Raw genomic sequence first — 23,275 nt, 5'->3', positions numbered from 1 at the left:
AGGCGAGAGTCGCAGTTTGGCGGGCCGATGTAAACGGCAATGCGTTGGCGGCGGTGTCTATTGTTCGTGCCGTCTTTGCTCGAAGAAAGCCTTCAGCCGGTCGATTTCCTCCTGCGGCCATTGCACGTTCATTACCGCCACCCAGGCGTCGATATAGTGCTCGGGCGCATAGACATGCCCGTAGCCCATGGGCGTGGTGGTGGCCATCGCAACGTCGAGCGTGAGTTGCAGCAGCGTCACGATCGGATACCAGCCCAATTGCGGCGAGACGTCCGGCCCGCGCGGGTCGTGCATCCAGTCGGGCGCGCGATAGCCGGCGCTGTACTGGAAGAAGGTGATCGGATCGCTCGCATATTGCAGGAACACCACGCGCATTGGCCCCCAATGCGCGCCGGGAATGTCGAGCGCGTTCTTTTGCGCGGTGAAGCGCACATAGGAGCCGTCGCGGAACTTCGGCAGCCATTCGGGCGAGCCGGGGTTGCGATCGGCGGTGATGCTGCGCCACATGCGGGTGGAGTAGGGCGGCCCCGCCCACAGCGCGCCGTCATAGGGATCGGCCAGCACCTCGAACAATTCCGACGATTGCGTGGAACTCAGCGCGCCGAGGCTCAGGCCGTAAAGATACAGCTTTGGACGCTGGTCTTTGGGCAGGGTCGTCCAGTAGTCGTAGACTTCATGGAACAGCGCGCGCGATGTCTCGGTGCCGTAGTCGGGCTCCACAAGCAGCGCCAGCCAGCTTGCGAGATAGGAATATTGCACGCCGACGCTCGCAATGTCGCCGCCATGCAGATATTCGAGTGGGTCTACCGCTTCCGGGTCTATCCAGCCGGTGCCGGTCGGCGTGATGACGACAAGCGCCGAGCGTTCGAAGCCGCCGACCCGTTTCAGCTCTTCGAGGGCCAGCTTTGCGCGCTCCTGCGGTGTCTCCGCCGAGCGCAAGCCGGCATAGACGCGGATCGGCTCCATGGCGTCGCGGTGCAGGAACGATTCGATGTCCTGTCTGGTCGGTCCCTTGGCGATGTAGTTGCGCCCGGTGCGCCCCAGCTCGTCCCAGCGCAGCAGCGAGGCCTGGCTGCCGGTCTTGTTCGGTGCGCCCGGCGGCGGCAGGTCGTCTTCGATCAGCGCGTCGAGCCGCTTGTAGGACGAATCGGCCATGTGCAGCGCAAACCGGAAGATCACGCCATTGGCGATGGTGACGAACAGGATCGCGGCAATGGCGAAGCCGACCACATTCGACACGCGGCGCGGCACATAGCGCCCGGTGAAGCGGGAGGCGCGCCGGTAGATCAGCCCGAACAGCCGCGCCAGCGCCACCAGCACGATGAAGGTGACGAGCCCGATCAGCCCGACCTTGGTGGGATGCGCGCTGTCCACCGGCGGCAACTGCATCAGCAGGCGAATGGAATTCTGCCACTCGGCGGCCCGCCAGAGGAAGGTGAGCACGATGACCGCGCAAACCAGCGCGGCGACGATCTTGACGGTCCTGCCCGCCCGTTCGCGGGGTTTGGGCAGTTCCATATAGTCCCACAAAAGCAGGGCGAGCAGGCCGAGCCCATAACCGACGGCCATGGAGACGCCTGAAAGCACGCCCTGGGTGACGAAGTTGCGTGGCAGCAGGGAGGGCGTGAGCGAGGCTGCGAAGAACAGCGTTCCCGCCAGCAGCCCGACCGCCGAATAGGACTGCCACAACCTGATCAGCCAACGTTGCAGCAGCATGCGTCCCGCTCCTCGAAGGTTTCCGGCAAGGGATTAAGGCCGGAGAGTAACCGAAAGCCGGAACACGGCAATATCTGCCTGTGGATTATCGCCGAGGCGTGAATGCAGCTAATCGGTCACTACGGCCCGGTTTTTCGCGCGGGGCTTGCCATTGCGGCCCGCCGCGCCAATTCGCCTCTTGCCCATGAATGCCTTGACGACCTAAATCATGTCACAGTCTGAAGGGCCTGGCCCGAAGTGTGGAGAGTTTATGGTGGGTGTCGTTCTCAACATTGACGAGGGAAAGCGCGAGGTCGCGTCCGTCAAGGAGATCATCGATCTGACGGCGGCCGATATGGCGCGCGTCAACAAGCTCATCCTGTCCAAGGCCGGCTCGGACGTGGAGATGATTCCCGAGGTGGCCAATCACCTCATTTCCTCCGGCGGCAAGCGACTGCGCCCGATGCTGACGCTCGCGGCCGCCCAGATGTTCGGCTATTCCGGCGAGGACCACATCAAGCTCGCCACCAGCGTCGAGTTCATGCACACGGCAACGCTGCTGCATGACGACGTGGTGGACGAAAGCGACCTCAGGCGCGGCAGGAAGACCGCGCGCATGATCTGGGGCAATCAGGCCAGCGTGCTCGTGGGCGACTTCCTGCTCGGCCAGGCATTCCGCCTGATGGTCGATGTCGGCTCGCTCGACGCCCTCGACATCCTGTCCACGGCCGCCTCGATCATCGCCGAGGGCGAGGTCATGCAGCTTGCGGCGGCCAAAAATCTGGAAACCACCGAAGACGAGCATTTCGCCGTCATCAAGGCCAAGACCGCGGCGCTGTTTTCGGCCGCAGCCGAGGTTGGCCCGGTCATTGCCGGTGCGTCGAAGCCGGCGCGCGCAGCCCTTCGTTCCTACGGCATGAATCTCGGCCTCGCTTTCCAGCTCATCGACGATGCGCTGGATTATGGCGGCGACAGCAAGGACCTTGGCAAGAATGTCGGCGACGATTTCCGCGAGGGCAAGGTAACGCTTCCCGTCATCCTCGCCTATCGGCGCGGCACCGCCGCCGAGCGCGAATTCTGGAAGGATGCGATCGAGGCCAACAATGCCGACGATGCGGGACTGGAAAAGGCGATCGGCCTGATGACGCGCCACGGCGCGATCGCCGACACGATCGGGCGCGCCCGCCATTTCGGTGAAATCGCCCGCGATGCGCTGGCGCCGCTGGACGCCACGCCGCAAAAGGATGCGCTGATCGACGTTATCGATTTCTGCATCAGTCGCGTGGTATAAATGCCGTAACGGGCCGCGTTTTTACAGCGCCGGCCCCGACGTGAAGCGCGGCCGATTGAACCGTGATCGCAAAAAGGCCATGCTTTTGCGAACTATCGCGCGAGTGAGTCATGCCCCCATCGGGGTGGCGCGGCGGGAAGGACGAATATGCGGCGAATGAGCGTAGGCTGGCTGGCGAGTGTTTCGGCGCTGGCAGGGCTGATGGTGATAGGCCAGCCGGTTCTGGCCAGGCAGGGAGAGGAACCGGCGCGGATCAGTTCGCTGTCGGGCGCCTATCTGGCGGCGCGCGTTGCCGAGGTCGACAACGATCTTGATGGCGCCATCACCTACTACAAGCGCGCACTGGCCTTCGACACCGAAAATCGCGACATTCAGCAGAGCCTGATGCTCGCCCTGATCGCACAGGGCCGCTTCGACGAATCGCTGCCCTATGCGGAAAAACTGAAGACCGTGCCGGAGGTCGAGCGGTTCTCGCGTCTGGCGCTGGCCATCGATGCCATCCGCAAGAAGGACTACAAGGCTTCCCAGACCCTGCTGAAGCTTGCCGTCGAATCCGACCTCGACCGGCTCATCGCCAGCGTCATGACCGCATGGTCGATGGCGGGCGATGGCGAAACCGACGAAGCACTGAGCTACCTCAAGAAATTGCAGGGGCCGGACTGGTATTCGCTGTTCACCACCTATCATCGGGCGCTGATTGCCGATGTGGCCGGGAATTCGCAAAGGGCCGACAAGATCTACCAGTCGGTGCTGGACGATGCCGCCAGCGGCGGCGCCGCGCCCGAAACCTGGCTGCGCGCGGCTGAAGCCTATGCCGGTTCGCTCGCCCATCGCGGCGAGAAGAAGAAGGCGCTGGCCGTGCTCGACAAGGCCGACGAATTTGCCAGCGGACGCATCTCGCTGATCGCGCTGCGCGATAAGATCGAGAAGGATGAGCCGGTTGCGCAACTCGTCACGACACCGGCGGATGGCTCCAGTGAGATCCTGGTCGATCTTGCCACGGCGCTCAACCGTGGCGGCGGCGAGCCCTTCGTGCGGCTCTATCTGCAATATGCGCTGGCACTGAAGCCTGACAGCGACGTTTCGCTGCTGCAGCTTGCGGCCGTTGCAGAGCAGCAGGAGAATGCGCAAGAGGCCATCGACCTCTACCGCCGCATACCTGCCGGTTCGCCGCTGAAACGCGCCGCCGATCTGCAGCTTGGCCTCAATCTCGCCGATCTCAAGAAGTCCGACGAAGCCATCGACCATCTCAAGAAGCTGCTCGACGAAGCCCCCGACGACATGCGCGCCTATCTGGCGCTCGGCGGTGTCTATGCATCCATCCAGGATTATCGTGCGGCCGCCGACATCTATGACAAGGCGGTGGAGCGGCTGAAGACGCCGGAAAAATCTGACTGGAACATCTTTTACCAGCGCGGCATCGCCTATGAGCGGCTGAAGGAGTGGCCGAAGGCCGAACCGAATTTCCGCGAAGCGCTGAAGCTGATGCCCGATCAGCCGCAGGTGCTGAATTACCTCGGCTATTCCTGGGTCGATATGGACCTCAACCTGGAAGAAGGCCTCGCGATGATCCGCAAGGCCGTCGACCTGCGCCCGAGCGACGGCTACATCGTCGATTCGCTCGGCTGGGCCTATTACAAGCTCGGCCGTTTCGACGAGGCCGTGACTGAACTGGAGCGCGCGGTTTCGCTGAAGCCCGACGATCCGGTGCTGAACGATCACCTTGGCGATGCCTACTGGCGCGCCGGCCGCAAGCTGGAGGCGACCTTCCAGTGGAACCATGCACGCGACATGAAGCCCGAGCCGGACGTTCTGGCGTCTGTGCTGAAGAAGCTTTCCCAGGGGCTGCCGCCGCTGGAAGGCAAGGCTGCCGCGCAGGCGCCCGCCAAGCCGGCCGAACCCGAGGTGAAGCCCGAGCCCACCCCGCAGTCCGACAAGAAGGGCGAGCAGCCGGATATCGTGCCGCTGGAGAAAATCTCCGCCACGCCCGCCGCCTACAGGGTGCAGCCCGGTCAGTCGCTGTGGTCGATCGCCAACGATGTGCTGGGCAACGGCCATCGCTATCAGGAAATCCTGAACCTGAACCCGCAGCTGCGTGGCGATCCCGGCCGCATCGTGCCGGGACAGGAACTGGTACTCCCCGCGCTCGGCAACTGATCTTTTCGCGTCGAAACTTGACGCTTCCGGATCACCGGAATAGGACGGGCCGATCTTTCGGCCCGTCTTTTTGAGGCTTTCCCGTGACCGCAAACCTGCCCGACTATATGCACCCCAGCCGTTCCTTTCAGGGGCTGATCCTGACGCTGCACGATTACTGGGCGAAATACGGTTGTGTCATCCTGCAACCTTACGACATGGAGGTCGGTGCGGGCACGCTCCATCCGGCCACCACGCTGCGCGCGCTGGGCCCCAAAAACTGGAATGTCGCCTATGTTCAGCCGTCACGCCGGCCCAAGGACGGCCGCTATGGCGAGAACCCGAACCGTCTCCAGCACTACTATCAGTATCAGGTCCTGCTGAAGCCCAGCCCGCCCGACCTGCAGGAGCTTTATCTCGGCTCGTTGAGGGCCATCGGCATCGATCCGCTGCTGCATGACGTCCGATTCGTGGAGGACGACTGGGAGAACCCGACCACCGGTTCGTGGGGTCTCGGTTGGGAATGCTGGTGCGACGGCATGGAAGTGTCGCAGTTCACCTATTTCCAGCAGGTCTGCGGCATCGAATGCGCGCCCGTTTCCGGCGAGCTGACCTATGGGCTCGAGCGTCTGGCCATGTATGTGCAGGGCGTGGACAATGTCTACGACCTCAACTTCAACGGCCGTGAGGGCGACGAGAAAGTCACCTATGGCGAGGTCTTCCTGCAGGCCGAGCAGGAATATTCCCGTTACAATTTCGAGCATGCCGATACGGCCGTGCTGCTGCGCCATTTCGACGAGGCCGAGGCCGAGTGCGAGGCATTGCTGAAGGCCGGCGCCCGGCGCACCGATGGCAAGCCGCACCAGATGGTGTTCCCGGCCTATGACCAGTGCATCAAGGCCAGCCACGTCTTCAACCTGCTCGATGCGCGCGGCGTGATCTCTGTCACCGAGCGCCAGAGCTATATCCTGCGTGTCCGCAACCTCGCCCGCCAGTGCGGCGAGGCTTTCCTCCAGACCGAAGCCGGTGGCTTTGCGATGACCGGCGAGGCTGCATAAATGCCTGATCTTCTGCTTGAACTTCGTTCCGAGGAAATCCCGGCCACGCCGCGCGCCCGCAGCGCCTTTGGCGCGAGGACGCGCAAATGCAAAAATACCATGCGGTCGGAGCTGCTCTGATGCCTGATCTTCTGCTTGAACTTCGCTCCGAGGAAATCCCCGCCCGCATGCAGCGCAAGGCTGCCGGCGACCTCAAAAAGATGATCACCGACGGTCTCGTGGACGCGGGCCTGACCTATGAGGCGGCGCGCGAATACTGGACACCGCGCCGGCTGACGCTGGATATTCGCGGTCTCACCGCCCGCTCCAGGGACACGCGCGAGGAGAAGAAAGGGCCGAGCACCAAGGCGCCGCAGCAGGCTATCGACGGTTTCCTGCGCTCCGCCGGCCTCGCCGACATATCCGAGGCGCATGTGCATACGGACCCGAAGAAGGGCGATTTCTACGTCGCCCATATTTCGAAGCCCGGCCGCGCGGCCGAAGAGATTATTTCCGAGCTGGTGCCGAACGTCATCCGCGCCTTCCCCTGGCCGAAGTCGATGCGCTGGGGCGCTGCGTCCGGCCCCAAGGGCATGGCCTATGGCGGCGTCGAGGGACGCGGCGGTGAAGCGCTGCGCTGGGTGCGCCCGCTGCAATCCATCGTCTGTACCTTCGGGCCCGAGACCGGGGAGCCGGTGGTGGTCGATTTCGAGATCGACGGCATCCGCTCCGGCAATGTCACCTACGGCCATCGTTTCCACGCGCCGGATGCCATCCCCGTGCGCCGCTTCGACGACTATGTTTCCAGGCTCGAGGCCGCAAAAGTGGTGCTGGATGCCGACCGCCGCAAGGAAATGATCCTTTCGGACGCACGTAATCTGGCCTTTGCCAGCGGGCTTGAACTGGTCGAGGACGAGGGCCTCGTGGAAGAAGTGTCAGGCCTGGTGGAATGGCCCGTCGTGCTGATGGGAGAGTTCGAGCAGGATTTTCTCGCCATCCCGGCCGAGGTCATCCGCCTCACCATCCGTGCCAACCAGAAGTGTTTCGTCACGCGCCCGCAGGGGGCGGAAGATGCGCTTTCCAGTCGCTTCGTCCTCGTCGCCAATATCGAGGCGAAGGACGGCGGCAAGGAGATCGCTCACGGCAACGGCAAGGTGGTGCGCGCGCGCCTGTCCGACGCGCTCTATTTCTGGACGACCGACCAGCACGACCTGCCGGATCTCAACCAGCTTGCGGATTCCGGCGCGAAGTTCGGCCTTGATCTCAGGAAGCCGCTCGACCAGCGCATGGCCCGTCTCGATCATCTCGGCGTGACCTTCCACGCCAAGCTCGGCACGCAGGGCCAGCGCGTGGATCGCATCCGCCGGCTGGCGCACGAGATCGCGCCGCTTGTCGGGGCCGACCCGGCGCTGGCCGAGCGTGCATCGTTGCTGGCCAAGGCCGATCTGCAGACCGAAGTGGTGGGCGAGTTCCCCGAACTGCAGGGCGCCATGGGGCACAAATATGCCCTGCTGCAAGGTGAGCATGCTTCGGTGGCCGCGGCCATCGAGGAGCACTACAAGCCGCAAGGTCCGTCCGACCGTGTGCCCACCGATCCCGTTTCGGTGGCCGTGGCGCTGGCCGACAAGCTCGACACGCTGGTGGGCTTCTGGGCCATCGACGAGAAGCCCACGGGCTCCAAGGATCCTTACGCGCTGCGCCGAGCCGCGCTCGGCGTCATCCGGCTGGTGCTGTCGAAGGAGTGGACGGTCGAGCTTTCGAAGCTCATCGCGTCTGCCTTCGCGGGCCACGACGAGCCGCGCATCCAGAAACTGCTCGAGGAATATGAGGCAAGGCTCGCCGCGCAGAAGTCGGGCGATGTCGACGGTCAGGAAGACCTCGACAACGCGATTGCCGGCTACGAGAAGCGCATCCGCGAGGAAGCCGCCGAGAAGGCCAGGCCGCTGGGTGCGGACCTGCTGGCGTTCTTCCACGAGCGGCTGAAGGTCTATCTGCGCGATCTCGGCGCCCGCTACGACCTCATCGATTCCGTGGTGACGCCGGAAGCCGACAACCTGCTTCTGCTGACCCGCCGCGTCGAGGCGCTGGTGGTGTTCCTCAACACCGAGGACGGCAGGAACCTGCTGGCCGGCACCAAGCGCGCCGCCAACATTCTTGCGGCCGAGGAGAAGAAGGGCACACGCATCGGCGATGGCGTCGAGCCATCGCTGTTGCGCGAAGAGGCAGAGCACAAGCTGCTCGCGTCGGTGAATCACGCTGAGAAGGAAGCCGCGCAAGCGATTCGAAACACTGATTTTTCCGCTGCCATGCTGGCGCTCAGCGTGCTGCGCGAACCGGTCGACACATTCTTCGACAAGGTGCTCGTCAACGACGAAGACCTCGACGTGCGCGCCAACCGTCTGGCGCTCCTGTCGCGCATCCGCGCAGCGACGGGCGAGGTTGCCGATTTCTCCAAGATCGCCGGTTGAGCACTTTTACCCTCCCCTTGAATGGGGAGGGTCGACGCGAAGCGCCGGGGTGGGGTGGCTATGCAACACCATCCACTTTTACCCGCCACTTCGTGGCGACCTCCCTCATCAAGGGGGAAGTCAAGATGGCATAGCACTCTTCACCCACCCAACCCTTGCGGCCGTCGCCTGCCCGCTATAGTCAAACTGTGACAAACAATGAGATCGTCGCAAGTGGCGGAAATCCTTAAGGGCAATCAGGCGATGGAACGGGCGCTGGCGCTGCTGGCGGCCGGCGAGGTCGTCGCCATCCCCACCGAGACCGTCTACGGTCTGGCTGGCGACGCCACCAATGGCGAGGCTGTGGCGCGCATCTTCGAAGCCAAGGGCCGGCCGCGCTTCAACCCGCTGATCGCGCATGTCGCCTCCATGGCGATGGCCGAGACGATCGCCGAATTCGATCCGCTGTCGCGCAGGCTGACCGAAGCCTTCTGGCCGGGACCGCTGACGCTGGTGCTGCCGCATCGGGCGACAAGCGGCATCCATCCGCTGGTGACGGCCGGTCTGGACACCATCGCCCTGCGCATGCCGCGCGGTTTCGGTGCGCAACTCATCGCCAGGCTCGGCCGGCCGCTGGCAGCACCCAGCGCCAATTCGTCGGGTAAGATCAGTGCCACCAGCGCACGAGCGGTCGAGGGCGATCTGGGTGGGCGCATCCAACTGGTGGTGGACGGCGGGCCGACGCAGGTCGGACTGGAATCGACCATCGTGAAGGCGGATGAACGCGGCCTGCATCTGCTCAGGCCCGGCGGCATTTCGGCCGAAGAGATCGAGGCGATTGCCGGCACGAAGCTGCTGCGCAACGACAAGGCCGGCATCGAGGCGCCGGGGATGATGCTGTCGCACTATGCGCCGGGCGCGGCGATGCGGCTGAATGTTTCGGCGGTCGAACCGGGCGAGGCGCTGCTTGGCTTTGGCCAGAGACGCGCGGCAGGGGCGGCAGACGCGGTGGCCTTCCTGAACCTTTCCGAGACCGGCGACCCGCGCGAAGCCGCCAGCAACCTTTTTTCGCACATGCAGGCGCTGGATCGCTCGGGCGCGAAAACCATCGCCGTCGAGCCCGTGCCGCATGCGGGACTGGGCGAGGCGATCAATGACCGGCTTGCCCGCGCCGCTGCTCCGCGAGACAGCTGAGATTTCTAACCGGGGCATGATCCCGAAAAGTTGCAGACTTTCGGGATCATGCCCAAAGAACAAAGGCTTAGAGCGAGATGGCATTCAAGAGAATGCCATCTCGCTCTAAGTATCGGCCATGACTCACAATTCTATGCCTCTCGACCCCGCCTTGCTCGACCGCTTTGTGGCAATCGTCGGCGCGGGCCATGCGCTGCGCGAGACGGCGGACATCGAGCCCTATGTCACCGAACGGCGCGGGCGCTATCCCGGCCTTTCGCCTCTGGTTCTGCGGCCTGGCAGTGTGGACGAGGTGAGCCGCATCATGAAGCTGGCCACCGAAACGGGCACGGCAATCGTGCCGCAGGGCGGCAATACAGGGCTGGTCGGCGCGCAGATGCCCGATCGTTCGGGCACGCAAGTCGTGCTGTCGCTGTCGCGGCTCAACCGTATCCGGGAGATCGACACGCTGTCGAACACCGTGACGGCTGAGGCCGGCGTGATCCTGGAAAAGCTGCATGAGGCGGCCGATGCCGCAGGCCGGCTGTTTCCGCTCTCGCTCGGCTCGCAAGGCTCGTGCGAGATCGGTGGCAATCTCTCTTCCAATGCGGGCGGCACCGGCGTTCTGGCCCATGGCAACGCGCGTGAACTCTGCCTCGGCGTCGAGGTGGTGTTGCCCACCGGCGAGGTGTTCGACGATCTGCGCAAGCTGAAGAAGGACAATACCGGCTACGACCTCAAGGACCTTTTCGTGGGGGCCGAGGGCACGCTCGGCGTCATCACAGCGGCGGTGCTAAAGCTGTTTCCGAAGCCGAAGGGCAGGGAGGTGGCCTGGGTCGGGCTGTCTTCGCCAGAAGCAGCGCTGGAATTGTTCAGCCGCGCCACCGATCAGGCTGGCAGCGGCCTCACCGCCTTCGAGCTCATTTCCGACATGGTGCTGGGCTTCGCCGTGCGCCATGTGGCTGACGCCACACGGCCGCTGCAAGGCGAATGGCCCTGGCATGTGCTGATCGAGATTTCATACGGCCGCTCGGCGGAAGATGCCCGGCTGCTGATGGAGGAGGTGCTGACGTCGGGTTTCGAGGCGGAACTTGTTGGCGATGCGGTGATCGCAGCCAACCTTTCGCAAGCCGGCGCCTTCTGGCGGCTGCGCGAGAGCCTGTCGGACGCCCAGCGCCCCGAGGGCGGCTCGATCAAGCACGATATTTCCGTGCCGGTGGTTTCTATACCTGCCTTCATCGAGCAGGCGGGCAGGGCAGTGGTTGCCATCTGCCCGGATGCGCGCATTGCCTGTTTCGGCCACATGGGTGACGGCAATCTGCACTACAACATCTCGCAGCCGGCCGGCGGCGATACGGAAGCCTTCCTCGATCTCTACCCGATCATGAACAAGGCGGTGCATGACATCGTGCGCGAGATGAACGGCTCGATCTCGGCCGAGCACGGCATCGGCCAGATGAAGCGCGACGAACTCATCGCCACCACCCAGCCGATTGCCATCGACCTCATGCGCCGTGTGAAGGCGGCGTTCGATCCGGCGGGGATCATGAATCCCGGCAAGGTGATTTAGAGACGGCAAAAGACAGAGAGCGGTTTCCCTCTTTGCGTCTCGACTGCGCCTCGGTACCTCTCCCCCATTTCGTGGGCGAGGTGGCCGCGAAGCGGTCGGAGAGGGGGCATGTCGCTTACGTCTCGGAACGGTTTCTTCCCTGAAATTCACCGCTCCTTCATTCAGGTTTACAACATCTTGTAGTTGGTCGGATTCCGATAACCATCTGATAGATCAGAAAGATTTAACCGACTTTCTTAAGCGGGCCGGTAAGGACCCCGCGCTAGTGTCTTCCCATAACGAGACCGGGAAAACCGGTTCGGAGAGACCGGAAACCGGCTCTCAGGAGTAACAGGAAGAAGGCACACACAATGAGCACCGGACTGAAGCCAGTCTGGGCGGGGCGCAACATGCGTCTCGACCCGTTTCGCTTGCCCCAGATGACCAGCTACGCCACGCGCGACGACTTCGGCGATGTCAGCTTTACCATCGACCAGCGCGGCGCGACGGTGCGGCGTATCCTGCAGAGAAGCGGCCTGCCTGCCACGGTGGTGATGCCGGCAACCGCCTTCCGCGGTGTCGCGGCCCGCGCGATCGAGGACGACCTGTTCAACGTCACCGTGACGCTTGAACTCCTGCACAACGATCCGCAGCTCTCGGTGCCGCTGCTGGTGGCCGACAATCTGGACGACGTGGCTGCCGACTGGCGTGCCTGGGCCGAGGCCTTCCGTCTGCCCATGCTGCTCATCGAGGCGGACGGCGTCGCCCGCACGCTGGAAGAATCGCTCGGCGCCGCCATCAAGGCCATGCCGCCGCAGGAGCGTCGCAAAGGCCGCCCGACGGTCACGCGCCGCTCGCGCTTCCAGGCGCGTCGCAAGGCCGGCAATCTCGGCCTGCGCCTGGTCATCGGCGGCGAGGAAATCATCGCGCGGAGATAGGCGCCTGAAATTTTTCGGACCTTTGCCGTCCGCGGGCCATGCTCGCGGGCGGTGGCGGCCGCTGGCGGTAGTGGCTTCGAAGGAGAAGTCTTTGCTGTTGGCCGAAGGTCAGGCTTGCCGTCGTTCAGCTTCGGCTGTCGAAAATGATGCTAACCCAGCCTCACAGTAGCGGCTTCAGCGCCACCCAAAGGCCGCCGCCGATCAGGCCGAGGAAGATCAGCCAGCCGACCGTGCTGTTCGACTTGAACAGTTTGAGGCACTGGTCGGGATCGTCGATGTCGAGCACGCGAATCTGGCGCGCCATATGCGCGCCAGCGGCCACCAGGCCGGCCAGCGCCGGCATCGGCGCTTCCGCCGCCGCAAAGGCCGCGGCAAAGCAGATCAGCGCGCCGCCATAAAGCCCGACCAGCCACATTTTGGTGTTTGCGCCAAACAGGCGCGCGGTGGAGCGCACGCCCACCAGCGCGTCGTCTTCCTTGTCCTGATGGGCATAGATGGTGTCGTAACCGATCACCCACATGATCGAGCCGATGTAGAGCAGTATGGGGGCTGCTTCGAGATCGGCGAATGCCGATGCCCAGCCCATCAGCGCGCCCCAGGAAAAGGCAAGGCCGAGAACGAATTGCGGCCAGTCGGTGAATCTTTTCATGAAGGGATAGGCCGCCACGATCACCAGCGAGGAGAGTCCGAGCATGATGGAAAAGCTGTTGAATTGCAGCAGCACCACGAGCCCGACCAGTGCCTGCGCCACCAGGAAGGTCCAGGCCTGCTTGCGGTTGACCTGGCCCGACGGCAACGGCCGCGAGCGGGTGCGCTCGACCTCGGCATCGATCTTTTCGTCGACCAGGTCGTTATAGGTGCAGCCGGCGCCGCGCATGGCGATCGCGCCGATCATGAAAAGTACCAGGAACAAGGGGCTGGGCAGCAGCGTCGGCAGCGGGTCTTCCGGCCGCGCGAAGGCGACCGCGCCGAGCGCGGCGGACCACCAGCAAGGCCAAAGCAAAAGTATCCAGCCGATCGGCCGGTCCCAGCGCGCAAGTTGCGCATAGGGCCACGCCCGGCGAGGCAGAATCCGATAGACCCAATGACCGCTCGGCGCGTCGGCAACGCGGCCTTGCGCCTCTTTCGACTGAATGTTTTCCATCTGCTTGAGGTGACAGCAGCGACAACGCTCGTCAAGACGATGATTTGTCCTTGATAATGGGTGTTGACGGTTGACCCTGCCACCTCATGGTCATACCGGAAGCCGCAACGGACGAACCCAGGCACGGAGCGCGATGGCATGAATGTTCTTCTGATTGGTTCGGGCGGCCGCGAACATGCGCTGGCCTGGAAGCTGGCGGCGTCGCCGATGCTGACGAAACTCTATGCCGCGCCGGGCAATCCGGGTGTCGCGGAGCTGGCGGAGATCGCCGCGCTCGACGTCAACGATCATCCCGCTGTTGCCGCCTTCTGCAAGGACAAGGCGATAGACCTCGTGGTGGTCGGGCCGGAAGCGCCGCTGGTCGCGGGCCTTGGCGATCATCTGCGCGCCGAAGGCATCCGTGTGTTCGGGCCTTCGGCCAAGGCCGCGCAGCTCGAAGGCTCCAAGGGCTTCACCAAGGATCTTTGCCGGAAGTACAACATCCCCACCGCTGCCTATGAACGCTTCGGCAATGCCGCCGACGCAAGGGCCTATATCGAGAAGATGGGCGCGCCCATAGTGATCAAGGCCGATGGCCTTGCCGCCGGCAAGGGTGTGACGGTTGCGATGACGCTGGACGAGGCGCTGGCCGCGATCGACGCCTGCTTCGATGGCGGCTTCGGCGCAGCCGGTGCGGAAGTGGTGGTCGAGGCGTTTCTGACCGGCGAGGAAGCGAGCTTCTTCTGTCTGTGCGATGGCAAGACGGCGCTGCCCTTCGGCACCGCGCAGGACCATAAGCGCGTCGGCGAGGGCGACACCGGTCCCAACACCGGCGGCATGGGCGCCTATTCGCCGGCGCCGGTGATGACGCCGGAGCTGATCGAGCGCACCATGCGCGAGATCATCGAGCCGACCATGCGCGGCATGGCCGAAATGGGCATGCCGTTCTCGGGCGTGCTGTTCGCCGGCCTGATGATCGACGAGAAAGGCCCGCAGCTCATCGAATACAATGTCCGCTTCGGCGACCCCGAATGCCAGGTGCTGATGATGCGCCTGAAAGACGACCTGCTGGTGCTTCTCAACGCCGTCGCGGATGGCCAGCTTGCGCATATGTCGGCACGCTGGCGCGACGAGGCGGCGCTGACCGTGGTGATGGCGTCGAAGGGCTATCCGGGAACGCCGCAAAAGGGCACCATCATTCGCGGGCTGGAAAAGGCGCGCGAGGGCGTGGAAATCTTCCATGCCGGTACCGCCGAGGAAGATGGCGAAATCGTCTCCGCCGGTGGGCGCGTCCTGAACGTCACGGCAATCGGCAAGACCGTCACCGAGGCGCAGCGCAAAGCCTATGAGGCGGTGGATGTCATCGACTGGCCGGAAGGTTTTTGCCGCCGCGACATCGGCTGGCGGGCGGTGGAACGGGAGCAGGCGAAATGACGATCACGATCTATCACAATCCGAACTGCGGAACCTCGCGCAACGTGCTGGCCATGATTCGCGCTTCCAGCGAGGAGCCGGAAATCGTCGAATATCTGAAAACGCCGCCTTCGCGTGCGCGGCTGGTGGAACTCCTCGGCCTGATGGACATGAAGCCGCGCGATCTGCTGCGCCGTCGTGGCACGCCCTATGACGAGCTTGGCCTGGACGATCCGAAATGGAGCGATGACGAGTTGATCGACTTCATGCTCGCGCATCCGATCCTGATCGAGCGGCCCATCGTCGTTACGGAAAAGGGGGCGATATTGGCGCGGCCTTCCGAAAAGCTAAGGGAGCTTCTGCCCGAAGCCTGAAGGACCGTAGAGCCTGATCCCGAAAAGTGGAAACCGGTTTTCGGAAAAGACCATGCTCGGACAGGGTCGCGCCCGCTCAGGGCAATTCGGTCTTGCCCGGAAGCGTCGCGTCGTTTTCGGAAGCTTCGGCGCCACCGAAGGCCCAGTTCGCAACGGCCTGCCGCAGCGAGGCCAGATAGCTGCCGATGCGGCCGAGCACGCCATTCCCGCTGGATGAAACCGACACGGCATCTGCCACCACCACCGGCCCGGCCGATTTGATCACCGCAGGCTCGATGACGGCACTCGCCTCGGCGATTTCGACCGGCTCCGCCAGCTTGACAGGCGTGGCGGCGTCGCCCGGCTCGATGACCTTCGCCAGCGCGACGCTCGTGGTGGTCGCGACCGGCTGCGGCGGGGGCAATGGCGCGTGCTTGCCGTTGATGAGGGCGCTTTCCAGCGCCGCCAGCGGCCCGGTCTGCGGCGCCGGCGCATAGGCCAGCGTCGGCGTGTCGTTGCTGGTGGCTTCCTGCTCGTTCAGGGCAAGTGCGGTTTCGCGACTGGTCGGCAAGGGCACATTGGCGATCAGCGGTTCGGGCTCTTCCAGCAGGTTGCCGAAGGGCCATGCCTTGCGCAATTCGTCGGCATTCATCGCGGCGACATTCACGTCGATGTCGATCGGCGTTCCCGGCACCCGGTATGGGCAGCTTCTGGCATTGCAATTGGCCTGCGCGACGAACTGCCAGAGCGCATAGGTTTCCCAGTTGCCCTTGGGAAAATGCATGTCGATTTCCGGCTTGTAACGCGCATACCAGAGCGGCAGGCGTGAAAGCAGCGGGTATTTGTCGCGGTTGTCGGCGATGTGCTGGGCCGTGCTGCCATTGGTGTAGAGGATGGGATAGCGGCCCGTGCGGCGCTGGATATGGCGCACGAATTCCTCCGCGTCCTCCAGCGACATCCACTTTTCCGGATCATTGTCCTCGATGTCGAGGGCGATCAGGTCGTCGGGGGCGGGGTCGGCGAAATCGATGAAATTATTGGCCTGGTCGATCGGATTGCCGGGGCGGGCAAGGTGGTAGGCGCCCCATTTCAGTCCGAGCGTCTTCGCCATGGCGCGGCGGGTCTGGTAGAGTTCGCGCGCCACCGCATGGCGCTTCCACAGTGCCTTGCACAGCCGTATTTCGGTTTCGTTGCCGCTGCACGAATAGGGCGGAGCCAGCCCATCGGAGGCTTTGTTGATGAAGCCGACAATGGTCTTGTCGGTGGTAAGCTTGTCCCAGTCGATCGGATTGTATTCGTAGGCGTCTATCACCAGCGCGCGGTCCTGCTTTTTCCACGGCTGTGAAAAATCGGACGCGCCGGCCGGCATTGTATTCAGCGCCAATAGTGCGCCAAGCGCGATGAGCGCACGACGGCTATGACGTCGGCAAGTTTGATTCAAATCGGAAGTCCCACAAACTCAGCAGTAACCCTGCTCTCTTATGATTAAGGAAGTGCTTAAATTGTGGCATCCGCCGGAAAGGCCGAAAGCGTGATTGCCGCACGGCCGGCAAAGGACTTGCCGAACCTCTTCCACGCGCAGTCGAAAAGTCACGGGGCGGACGCGTGCAAATTTGACGTTTACGTCAAAAGAAAGTAGCGCGAGGCCATCCTTTCCGCATAGTGTGCAAAGCACGTTCATATCTTGTCCAGGAGGATCGGCCGCATGTATCGCGCACCCGTTGAGGAGATTTCCTTCACGCTGAAGCATGTGGCCGGGCTGAAGGCGGCCATCGAGGAAGGAGCGTTCGGCGATCTGGGCGAGGACCTGGCCGATGCGATCCTGCAGGAAGCCGGGCGCTTCGCGACCGAGGAAGTGACGCCATTGCGCGAGATCGGCGACCGGCATGGCGCGGTGCTGAAGGATGCCGCCGTCACCACGCCGCCGGGCTGGAAGGAGCTTTACGCGCGCTGGCGCGAGGGCGGCTGGAACGCGCTGCAGGCGCCGGAGGAATTCGGCGGGCAGGGCCTGCCGGCAATGCTGGGCGTGGCCGTGCTGGAGATGTGGAATTCCGCGTCGATCGCCTTCGGCCTTGGCCCCATGTTGACCATGGGCGCGGTCGAGGCGGTGGAAAAACATGCCTCGGAGGCGCTGAAGCACACCTATCTGGAAAAGCTCGTCTCCGGCGAATGGATGGGCACGATGAACCTGACCGAGCCGCAGGCCGGTTCGGACCTCAACGCGTTGCGCGCCCGTGCCGAGCGCGCCGGAGACGGCACTTATCGCATTTTCGGCCAGAAAATCTTCATCACCTATGGCGAGCACGATTTCACCGACAATATCGTGCATCTGGTGCTTGCGCGCCTGCCCGACGCGCCCGCCGGCACGCGCGGCATCTCGCTGTTCCTGGTCCCGAAATTCCTCGTCAACGAAGACGGTTCGCTGGGCGCGCGCAACGATCTGTTCTGTTCGGGGCTCGAGCACAAGCTGGGCATCCACGCCTCGCCCACCTGCACCATGATCTTTGGCGACGGTTTTGCGGAAGGCCGCGAACCGGGCGCGGTGGGCTGGCTGATCGGCGAGGAAAACCGGGGGCTCGCCTGCATGTTCACCATGATGAACAATGCCCGCCTTGCGGTCGGCATCCAGGGTGTGGCAGTGGCGGAGGCCGCATTCCAGAAGGCGCTGGCCTATGCCAATGAGCGCCGGCAGGGCAAGGCGGCGAGCTATTCCGGCGAGGGTATGGCGCCCATCGTCCATCATCCGGATGTGCAGCGCACTCTGCTGTCCATGAAGACGCTGACGCAGGCCGCGCGCGCCATCTGCTACTCCTGCGCACATGCCGCCGACCGCGCCCGCGCCGGCGGCGAGCGCGCGCAATACTGGCAGGAGCGGGTGAACCTGCTCACCCCCGTCGCCAAGGCGTTTTCCACCGATGTGGGCGTCGATGTCGCCTCGCTCGGCGTGCAGGTTCATGGCGGCATGGGCTTCATCGAGGAAACGGGTGCAGCGGCATTGCTGCGCGACGCGCGCATCGCACCGATCTACGAGGGCACCAACGGCATCCAGGCAATCGACCTGTTGACACGCAAGCTGCCGCTGGACGGCGGCGAGCACATCGGCGGTTACATTGCCGAACTCGGCGGGATCGTGAGCGATGTGCGCTCCTCCAACCTGCCGGGATTCGGACGCAGCGCCAACGCGCTGGACGACGCGCTGGATGATTTCTCGAATGCCACCCGCCATCTGCAGAAATTGTTGGCAAACGGCCGAATGGACGAGGCGCTGGCCGGTGCCACACCCTATCTCAGGCTGTTCGCGCTGGCTGCGGGCGGCGCCTATCTGGCGCGCGCGGCGCTTGCCGATGGGGACGAGGAGCGGCAGGCGCTGTGCCGTTTCTTTGCTGAAAATCTTCTCGGCGAGACGCGACCGCTGAGGGAGAGCATCGTTGAAGGCGCCGCAAGCGTGGGAGTTGCCGGCAAGGCGCTGATCTCTGACTGAGCCCGGTCCGGGCCGGAATATTCGAAGGGGGAAGAATTATGGGAACCTTGGCTGACGGCCAGATCCTGGTCGAGCGGCGCGGTGCGGTGCAGGTCATCCGCATGAACCGGCCCGAAAAGAAAAATGCGCTCACCAGCGCCATGTATGCGGCGATAGCCGCGGCCTTGCAGTCGGGTGACGCCGATCCGCAGATCGCGGCCCATGTCTTCTTTGGCGTGCCGGGCGCGTTTTCGGCCGGCAACGACCTCACCGATTTCATGGCCGTGGCGACGGGCGGGGAAGGCAGTCCCGAAGTGTGGGATTTCCTGCTCACCCTGGTGCGATGCGAAAAGCCGATGCTTTCGGGGGTGGACGGTATCGCGGTCGGCATCGGCACGACGCTCAATCTCCATTGCGATCTCACCTTCGCAACGCCGCGCACGGTGTTCCGCACGCCCTTCGTCGATCTCGGGCTGGTGCCGGAGGCGGCGTCCAGCCTGCTCTTGCCGATGGTCCTCGGGCGCCAGCAGGCCTTTGCCATGCTTGGTCTCGGCGAGGGGCTTACGGCCGAGAAGGCCAGGGCGGCCGGCATGATCTACGATGTCGTGCCCGAAGATGCGCTGGAAGCGGCAGTACTCGCGGCGGCGGATGCCGTTGCGGCCAAGCCGCGCGGAGCACTCAAGGCCACCCGCGATCTGCTGCGCGCGCCACGCGAGGCGGTGGCGGAGCGGGTAAGTCAGGAGAACGAAATTTTCCGCCGGCGGCTGAAATCGGACGAAGCCAGGGCGGCCCTGACCGCCTTCACGAACCGCAAGAAATAACCTGCCGAAAACGACACGACCCCGCCGAAACGGGGTCGCAAGAGCCTGAAACGGTCGGCATGTGCCTGTATCAGCGCATATAGGGCGAGACGCACTGCTGGCGAGGCCCCCTGTTAGGCTGGAACGTATTGTCCGAAACGCGGTAAGAGCGGTAGCGGTCGTGGCACCAGCGCACATGCGCGTTCGACAGCCGGTATGCCGGACGATATACCGGGCGTGGCTGGTTGGCGATCGCCCCGCCGATGATGGCGCCGGTGATGAAGGCCGCCGGCGGGAACCACCAGCCATTGTGACGTCTCCAGCCCGGACGGTGGTGACGATAGCCGCGATGGCCGTTGTAATAATAATGGTTGCCGCGGCGCTGGAAGCCCCTGCGGTCGCGCACCTGCTGCACGTCAGTCCTTCCGGCTTCGAGTTTCGGGAACAGCACTGGTGCGGCATTGGCGGGCGCCATCGTGGCGGCGACGGCCGTGATGGTCATGGCGGCCGCGCAAATGGTCGACAATATCTTTTTCATCGGTTCCTCATTCTGTTTCCAAGCCCGTGTGAGGCAATGTTGCAGTCGGAGGATGAACCTCAACTGAATGAAAAGATTAAATTCTTGTAATGACAAAGGGTTCCATCGAAGGCACGCGTGCCGGCCTGCCTGCGTTACCGGTATGGAGTGTCGCAGATTCCCGGAAATCCGGCTGCCCTCACGGGTACAGCCGGTCCTTGTCCCAGCCGCCATCCGCCGCGCGGCTGAACACGATGCGGTCGTGCAGGCGGAAGGGACGATCGTGCCAGAACTCGATCGTCCGCGGGATGATGCGGAAACCCGACCAGTAGCCGGGGCGCGGTATGTGGCCCATGGCGTAGCGCGCGGTGTATTCGGCGACCGACTTTTCCAGCGCGAAGCGGCTTTCCAGCGGGCGCGACTGTTTCGACGCCCAGGCGCCGATTCGGCTGCCGCGCGGGCGTGACTCGAAATAGGCGTCCGCCTCCTCGTCGCTGACGATTTCGACGGCGCCGCGAATGCGCACCTGCCGCCGCAGCGACTTCCAGTGGAAACACATCGCAGCCTTCATCGTGGCGAGGATTTCGCTGCCCTTGGCGCTTTCGAAATTGGTGTAGAAGACGAAGCCCTTTTCGTCGAAGCCTTTCAGCAGCACCATGCGCACGTCGGGCAGGCCGTCGCTGTCCACCGTGGCCAGCGCCACCGCATTGGCGTCGTTCGGCTCGCTCCTGCCGGCCTCGTCGAGCCATGCCGCAAAAAGACGAAACGGCTCCATGCTTTCGGAGAAGTCACCGCTTGTTAATGCTGTCTCGGCCATAATTTCCGCTCGAATTGAAGTTGTTGACTGGAGATTGCCCATTGTCGCGCGTTGCGCAAGCTTGCAGCGACGGTTTGTCGTGTCTTTTCCGATCGAATCGCCCGAGGCTGGCGCTGGTGCTGTGTTTTCCCGTCCTGCTGTCAGGCTGCGGCATGGGCGGGTTCAGCCTGGAAAAGGCCGAGGTGGATCGTTCGCTGCTCACCGGCTCCGTCGCGTCCGCATCGCAGACGACGACCGATCCGGAGCGCGCGTCCGACGAGGCCACCATACGCAACGCCGTCACCTCGGCCGACCTTGAGGGACTGGCGGGCGCTCCGCTGGCCTGGGCCAATGCCGATACCGGTTCGCGCGGCGCAATCAGCAATGTCATCGAAAGCCGCGACAACGGCGCCTTGTGCCGCAAGTTCACCACCTCGCGCGAGAGCTATGATGGCGTCGGCCTCTATCATGGCGAGGTCTGCAAGGCAGGCGCGGGCCTGTGGCGCATGCTGGATTTCCAGCCCGCCACGTGATTTCGCCTGCCGCGCGCATTGCGCCGGGCTCATATCGTCCCCTGCTCTGGAATTTCTTCCTACCGAGGAGCATATAGGGTTCGACAGATTGTAATTTCCGAATTTCCAGCAGGCAGAAGGTATGCGTGATCCCTATGAAGTGCTGGGCGTTGCCAAGAACGCTTCGGCCAAGGAGATAAAATCGGCGTATCGCAAACTCGCCAAGAAGCATCATCCGGACCAGAACCCGAATGATCCCAAGGCGAAGGACCGGTTCGCGGCCGCCAATCAGGCTTATGAGATACTCGGCGATGAAAAGAGCCGCGCCGCCTATGACCGCGGCGAGATCGATGCCGAGGGCAAGCCGAAATTCCATGGCTTCGAGGGCCAGCCGGGCGGCGACCCGTTCGCCGGCTTCCGCAGGCAGGCGCGGGGGCAGGGCGGCGAGCATTTCGAGTTCCGCACCAGCGGGATGGGCGGCGAGTCGTTCGGCAGCGACAGCGATATTTTCAGCGAACTTTTCGGCCAGGCCTTTCGCCAGGCTGGCACGGGTGCGGGCGGCAGCGCCCGGCGTGCGCCGAAGGGGGCCGACCTCAACGCCACGCTCGACGTCACCATCGAGGAAGTCGCAGCCGCCGACAAGGTGACGGCCATTTTCCCCGACGGGCGCAAGCTGGCGGTGAAGCTGCCGCATTATGTCGAGGACGGCCAGACCATCCGCCTGAAAGGGCAGGGCGAGGCCGGTTTCGGCGGTCCGGGCGACGCGCTGGTGAAGATCCATTTCCGCAAGCACGGGCGCTACCGCGTCGAGGGGCGCGACCTGCATGTCGATCTGCCGGTCTCGCTGCAGGATGCGGTGCTGGGCGCCAAGGTGGCGGTGGAAACGCCCACGGGCAGGCTGGCGGTCAATGTTCCGGCGTGGTCCAGCTCCGACAAGGTGCTGCGCCTGAAGGGACGCGGCCTCACGCAGAAGGGCGGCGGCCATGCCGATCTCTATGTCCATATCCGTGTCATGCTGCCCGAAACCGACCGTGCCGAACTGGAGGCGCTGATGAAAAAGTCGGCCAACTGACCGTTTGGCCGACTTCAATCGGTTTGTTTCGCTGCGCAGGAAGCTTGAAGGCATCCTGTGCCTGTGCGATAGGGGCATTTCCTGTATGAAGAGAATGCGGAGAACGACCACATGACGGTTGGACAGGGCCTCATGGCCGGAAAACGCGGCCTTATCCTCGGCGTGGCCAACAACCGGTCGATCGCCTGGGGAATTGCCAAGGCCTGCGCCGATCAGGGTGCGGAGATTGCCCTGACCTATCAGGGCGACGCTTTTCGCAAGCGCGTCGAGCCGCTGGTGGCCGAGCTGGGTGAGCGCGCCCATATTGCCGGCCACTGCGATGTGACCGATGCCGAAAGCCTGGATGCCGTGTTCGACGGCGTTGCCAAGAAGTGGGGCAAGCTCGACTTCGTCGTCCACGCCATCGCCTTCTCCGACAAGGAGGAGCTGGATGGCCGCTATGTCGAGACGACGCGCGACAATTTCCTGCGCACGATGGACATTTCGGTCTATTCCTTCACGACCATCGCCAAGCGTGCCGAAGCGCTGATGACCGATGGCGGCTCGCTGCTGACGCTGACCTATTACGGCGCCGAGAAGGTGATGCCGCACTACAACGTCATGGGTGTCGCCAAGGCAGCGCTTGAAGCCAGCGTGCGCTATCTGGCCGTCGATCTTGGTGGCAAGGGCATCCGCGTCAACGCGATCTCGGCCGGTCCCATCAAGACGCTTGCGGCTTCGGGCATCGGCGACTTCCGCTACATCCTGAAGTGGAACGAGTACAACGCCCCGCTGAAGCGCACCGTGACACCGGAGGAAGTGGGCGATTCCGGCCTGTACTTCCTGTCCGATCTGTCGCGCGGCGTCACCGGCGAGGTGCATCACGTCGATTCGGGCTATCACGTCGTCGGCATGAAGGCCGTGGACGCGCCCGACATTTCCACCGTCAAGGACTGATCCGCGGTCCTGCCGAGCTTCCGGGAG

Annotated in this window: 19 protein-coding genes; 14 read left to right on the top strand and 5 right to left on the bottom strand. The window is 63.8% G+C overall.

Going from position 1 to position 23,275, the window contains the following annotated elements; translation table 11 throughout:
* Positions 1–57 precede the first annotated feature (57 nt).
* The gene (locus C7441_RS06435; RefSeq protein ID WP_019169850.1) at positions 58–1,716 is read right to left on the bottom strand and encodes an alpha/beta hydrolase; all 1,659 of its coding nucleotides are present in this window, start codon (positions 1,714–1,716) and stop codon (positions 58–60) included.
* A 253-nt stretch (positions 1,717–1,969) separates the two neighbouring features.
* Here C7441_RS06435 and C7441_RS06430 point away from each other — a divergent pair, with 253 nt between their 5' ends.
* The 7 genes from C7441_RS06430 to C7441_RS06400 all read left to right on the top strand — a co-directional run bounded on the left by C7441_RS06430 (position 1,970) and on the right by C7441_RS06400 (position 12,266).
* The gene (locus C7441_RS06430) at positions 1,970–2,986 is read left to right on the top strand and encodes a polyprenyl synthetase family protein (RefSeq protein ID WP_026059949.1); all 1,017 of its coding nucleotides are present in this window, start codon (positions 1,970–1,972) and stop codon (positions 2,984–2,986) included.
* Positions 2,987–3,133: 147 nt separating this feature from the next.
* Positions 3,134–5,143, top strand: a complete 2,010-nt coding sequence (locus C7441_RS06425) for a tetratricopeptide repeat protein (protein WP_109612161.1) — start codon at positions 3,134–3,136, stop codon at positions 5,141–5,143.
* Positions 5,144–5,250: 107 nt separating this feature from the next.
* Positions 5,251–6,180 (top strand): glycine--tRNA ligase subunit alpha, encoded by a 930-nt coding sequence (locus tag C7441_RS06420; protein WP_425326566.1) that lies wholly within the window; start codon positions 5,251–5,253, stop codon positions 6,178–6,180.
* A gap of 119 nt (positions 6,181–6,299) precedes the next feature.
* Positions 6,300–8,627 carry a glycine--tRNA ligase subunit beta gene (gene glyS / locus C7441_RS06415; RefSeq protein ID WP_109612159.1) on the top strand — a complete coding sequence of 776 codons (2,328 nt, stop codon included), beginning with the start codon at positions 6,300–6,302 and terminating at the stop codon, positions 8,625–8,627.
* A gap of 243 nt (positions 8,628–8,870) precedes the next feature.
* On the top strand, positions 8,871–9,800 hold the full coding sequence (locus C7441_RS06410; RefSeq protein WP_109612158.1) for an L-threonylcarbamoyladenylate synthase: 930 nt from the start codon (positions 8,871–8,873) through the stop codon (positions 9,798–9,800).
* A gap of 118 nt (positions 9,801–9,918) precedes the next feature.
* On the top strand, positions 9,919–11,349 hold the full coding sequence (locus C7441_RS06405) for an FAD-binding oxidoreductase (protein ID WP_109612157.1): 1,431 nt from the start codon (positions 9,919–9,921) through the stop codon (positions 11,347–11,349).
* 350 nt (positions 11,350–11,699) lie between these two features.
* Entirely contained in the window at positions 11,700–12,266 is a 567-nt protein-coding gene (locus tag C7441_RS06400; protein ID WP_019169844.1) for a DUF6101 family protein, read from the top strand.
* A gap of 160 nt (positions 12,267–12,426) precedes the next feature.
* On the opposite strand, the gene ubiA is transcribed toward C7441_RS06400, so the two are convergent.
* The gene (ubiA, locus tag C7441_RS06395; protein ID WP_109612156.1) at positions 12,427–13,410 is read right to left on the bottom strand and encodes a 4-hydroxybenzoate octaprenyltransferase; all 984 of its coding nucleotides are present in this window, start codon (positions 13,408–13,410) and stop codon (positions 12,427–12,429) included.
* A 138-nt stretch (positions 13,411–13,548) separates the two neighbouring features.
* Here ubiA and purD point away from each other — a divergent pair, with 138 nt between their 5' ends.
* The gene (gene purD, locus C7441_RS06390) at positions 13,549–14,823 is read left to right on the top strand and encodes a phosphoribosylamine--glycine ligase (RefSeq protein ID WP_109612155.1); all 1,275 of its coding nucleotides are present in this window, start codon (positions 13,549–13,551) and stop codon (positions 14,821–14,823) included.
* The gene (gene arsC / locus C7441_RS06385) at positions 14,820–15,176 is read left to right on the top strand and encodes an arsenate reductase (glutaredoxin) (RefSeq protein ID WP_109612154.1); all 357 of its coding nucleotides are present in this window, start codon (positions 14,820–14,822) and stop codon (positions 15,174–15,176) included. Before purD ends, arsC begins: the two co-directional genes overlap by 4 nt.
* Before the next feature lie 76 nt (positions 15,177–15,252).
* Here arsC and C7441_RS06380 read toward each other — a convergent pair whose 3' ends face one another.
* Entirely contained in the window at positions 15,253–16,539 is a 1,287-nt protein-coding gene (locus C7441_RS06380; protein WP_425326563.1) for a glycoside hydrolase family 25 protein, read from the bottom strand.
* A gap of 321 nt (positions 16,540–16,860) precedes the next feature.
* Here C7441_RS06380 and C7441_RS06375 point away from each other — a divergent pair, with 321 nt between their 5' ends.
* Positions 16,861–18,636, top strand: a complete 1,776-nt coding sequence (locus C7441_RS06375; protein ID WP_109612152.1) for an acyl-CoA dehydrogenase family protein — start codon at positions 16,861–16,863, stop codon at positions 18,634–18,636.
* A 38-nt stretch (positions 18,637–18,674) separates the two neighbouring features.
* A complete protein-coding gene (locus C7441_RS06370; RefSeq protein ID WP_109612151.1) occupies positions 18,675–19,436 on the top strand; it encodes a crotonase/enoyl-CoA hydratase family protein in 762 nt (253 codons plus the stop codon).
* Positions 19,437–19,506: 70 nt separating this feature from the next.
* Here C7441_RS06370 and C7441_RS06365 read toward each other — a convergent pair whose 3' ends face one another.
* Together C7441_RS06365 and pdxH are read right to left on the bottom strand one after the other, a co-directional pair.
* Entirely contained in the window at positions 19,507–19,953 is a 447-nt protein-coding gene (locus C7441_RS06365) for a BA14K family protein (RefSeq protein ID WP_109612150.1), read from the bottom strand.
* 178 nt (positions 19,954–20,131) lie between these two features.
* Entirely contained in the window at positions 20,132–20,749 is a 618-nt protein-coding gene (gene pdxH, locus C7441_RS06360) for a pyridoxamine 5'-phosphate oxidase (protein ID WP_109612149.1), read from the bottom strand.
* Positions 20,750–20,865: 116 nt separating this feature from the next.
* Between pdxH and C7441_RS06355 the strand changes: the two genes are divergently transcribed.
* The 3 genes from C7441_RS06355 (at position 20,866) to fabI (ending at position 23,248) form a co-directional block, all read left to right on the top strand.
* Entirely contained in the window at positions 20,866–21,261 is a 396-nt protein-coding gene (locus C7441_RS06355; RefSeq protein ID WP_244916073.1) for an RT0821/Lpp0805 family surface protein, read from the top strand.
* A gap of 121 nt (positions 21,262–21,382) precedes the next feature.
* Complete coding sequence (locus tag C7441_RS06350; RefSeq protein ID WP_109612147.1) at positions 21,383–22,312, top strand: DnaJ C-terminal domain-containing protein; 930 nt, start codon at positions 21,383–21,385, stop codon at positions 22,310–22,312.
* Positions 22,313–22,423: 111 nt separating this feature from the next.
* On the top strand, positions 22,424–23,248 hold the full coding sequence (fabI, locus tag C7441_RS06345; RefSeq protein ID WP_109612146.1) for an enoyl-ACP reductase FabI: 825 nt from the start codon (positions 22,424–22,426) through the stop codon (positions 23,246–23,248).
* Positions 23,249–23,275 lie beyond the last annotated feature (27 nt).

The sequence above is a fragment of the Pseudaminobacter salicylatoxidans genome (assembly GCF_003148475.1).
Classification (GTDB): Bacteria; Pseudomonadota; Alphaproteobacteria; order Rhizobiales; family Rhizobiaceae; genus Pseudaminobacter; species Pseudaminobacter salicylatoxidans.
Note: the sequence above shows the minus strand (reverse complement) of the source record. Positions and strands in the feature narration are given on the sequence as shown.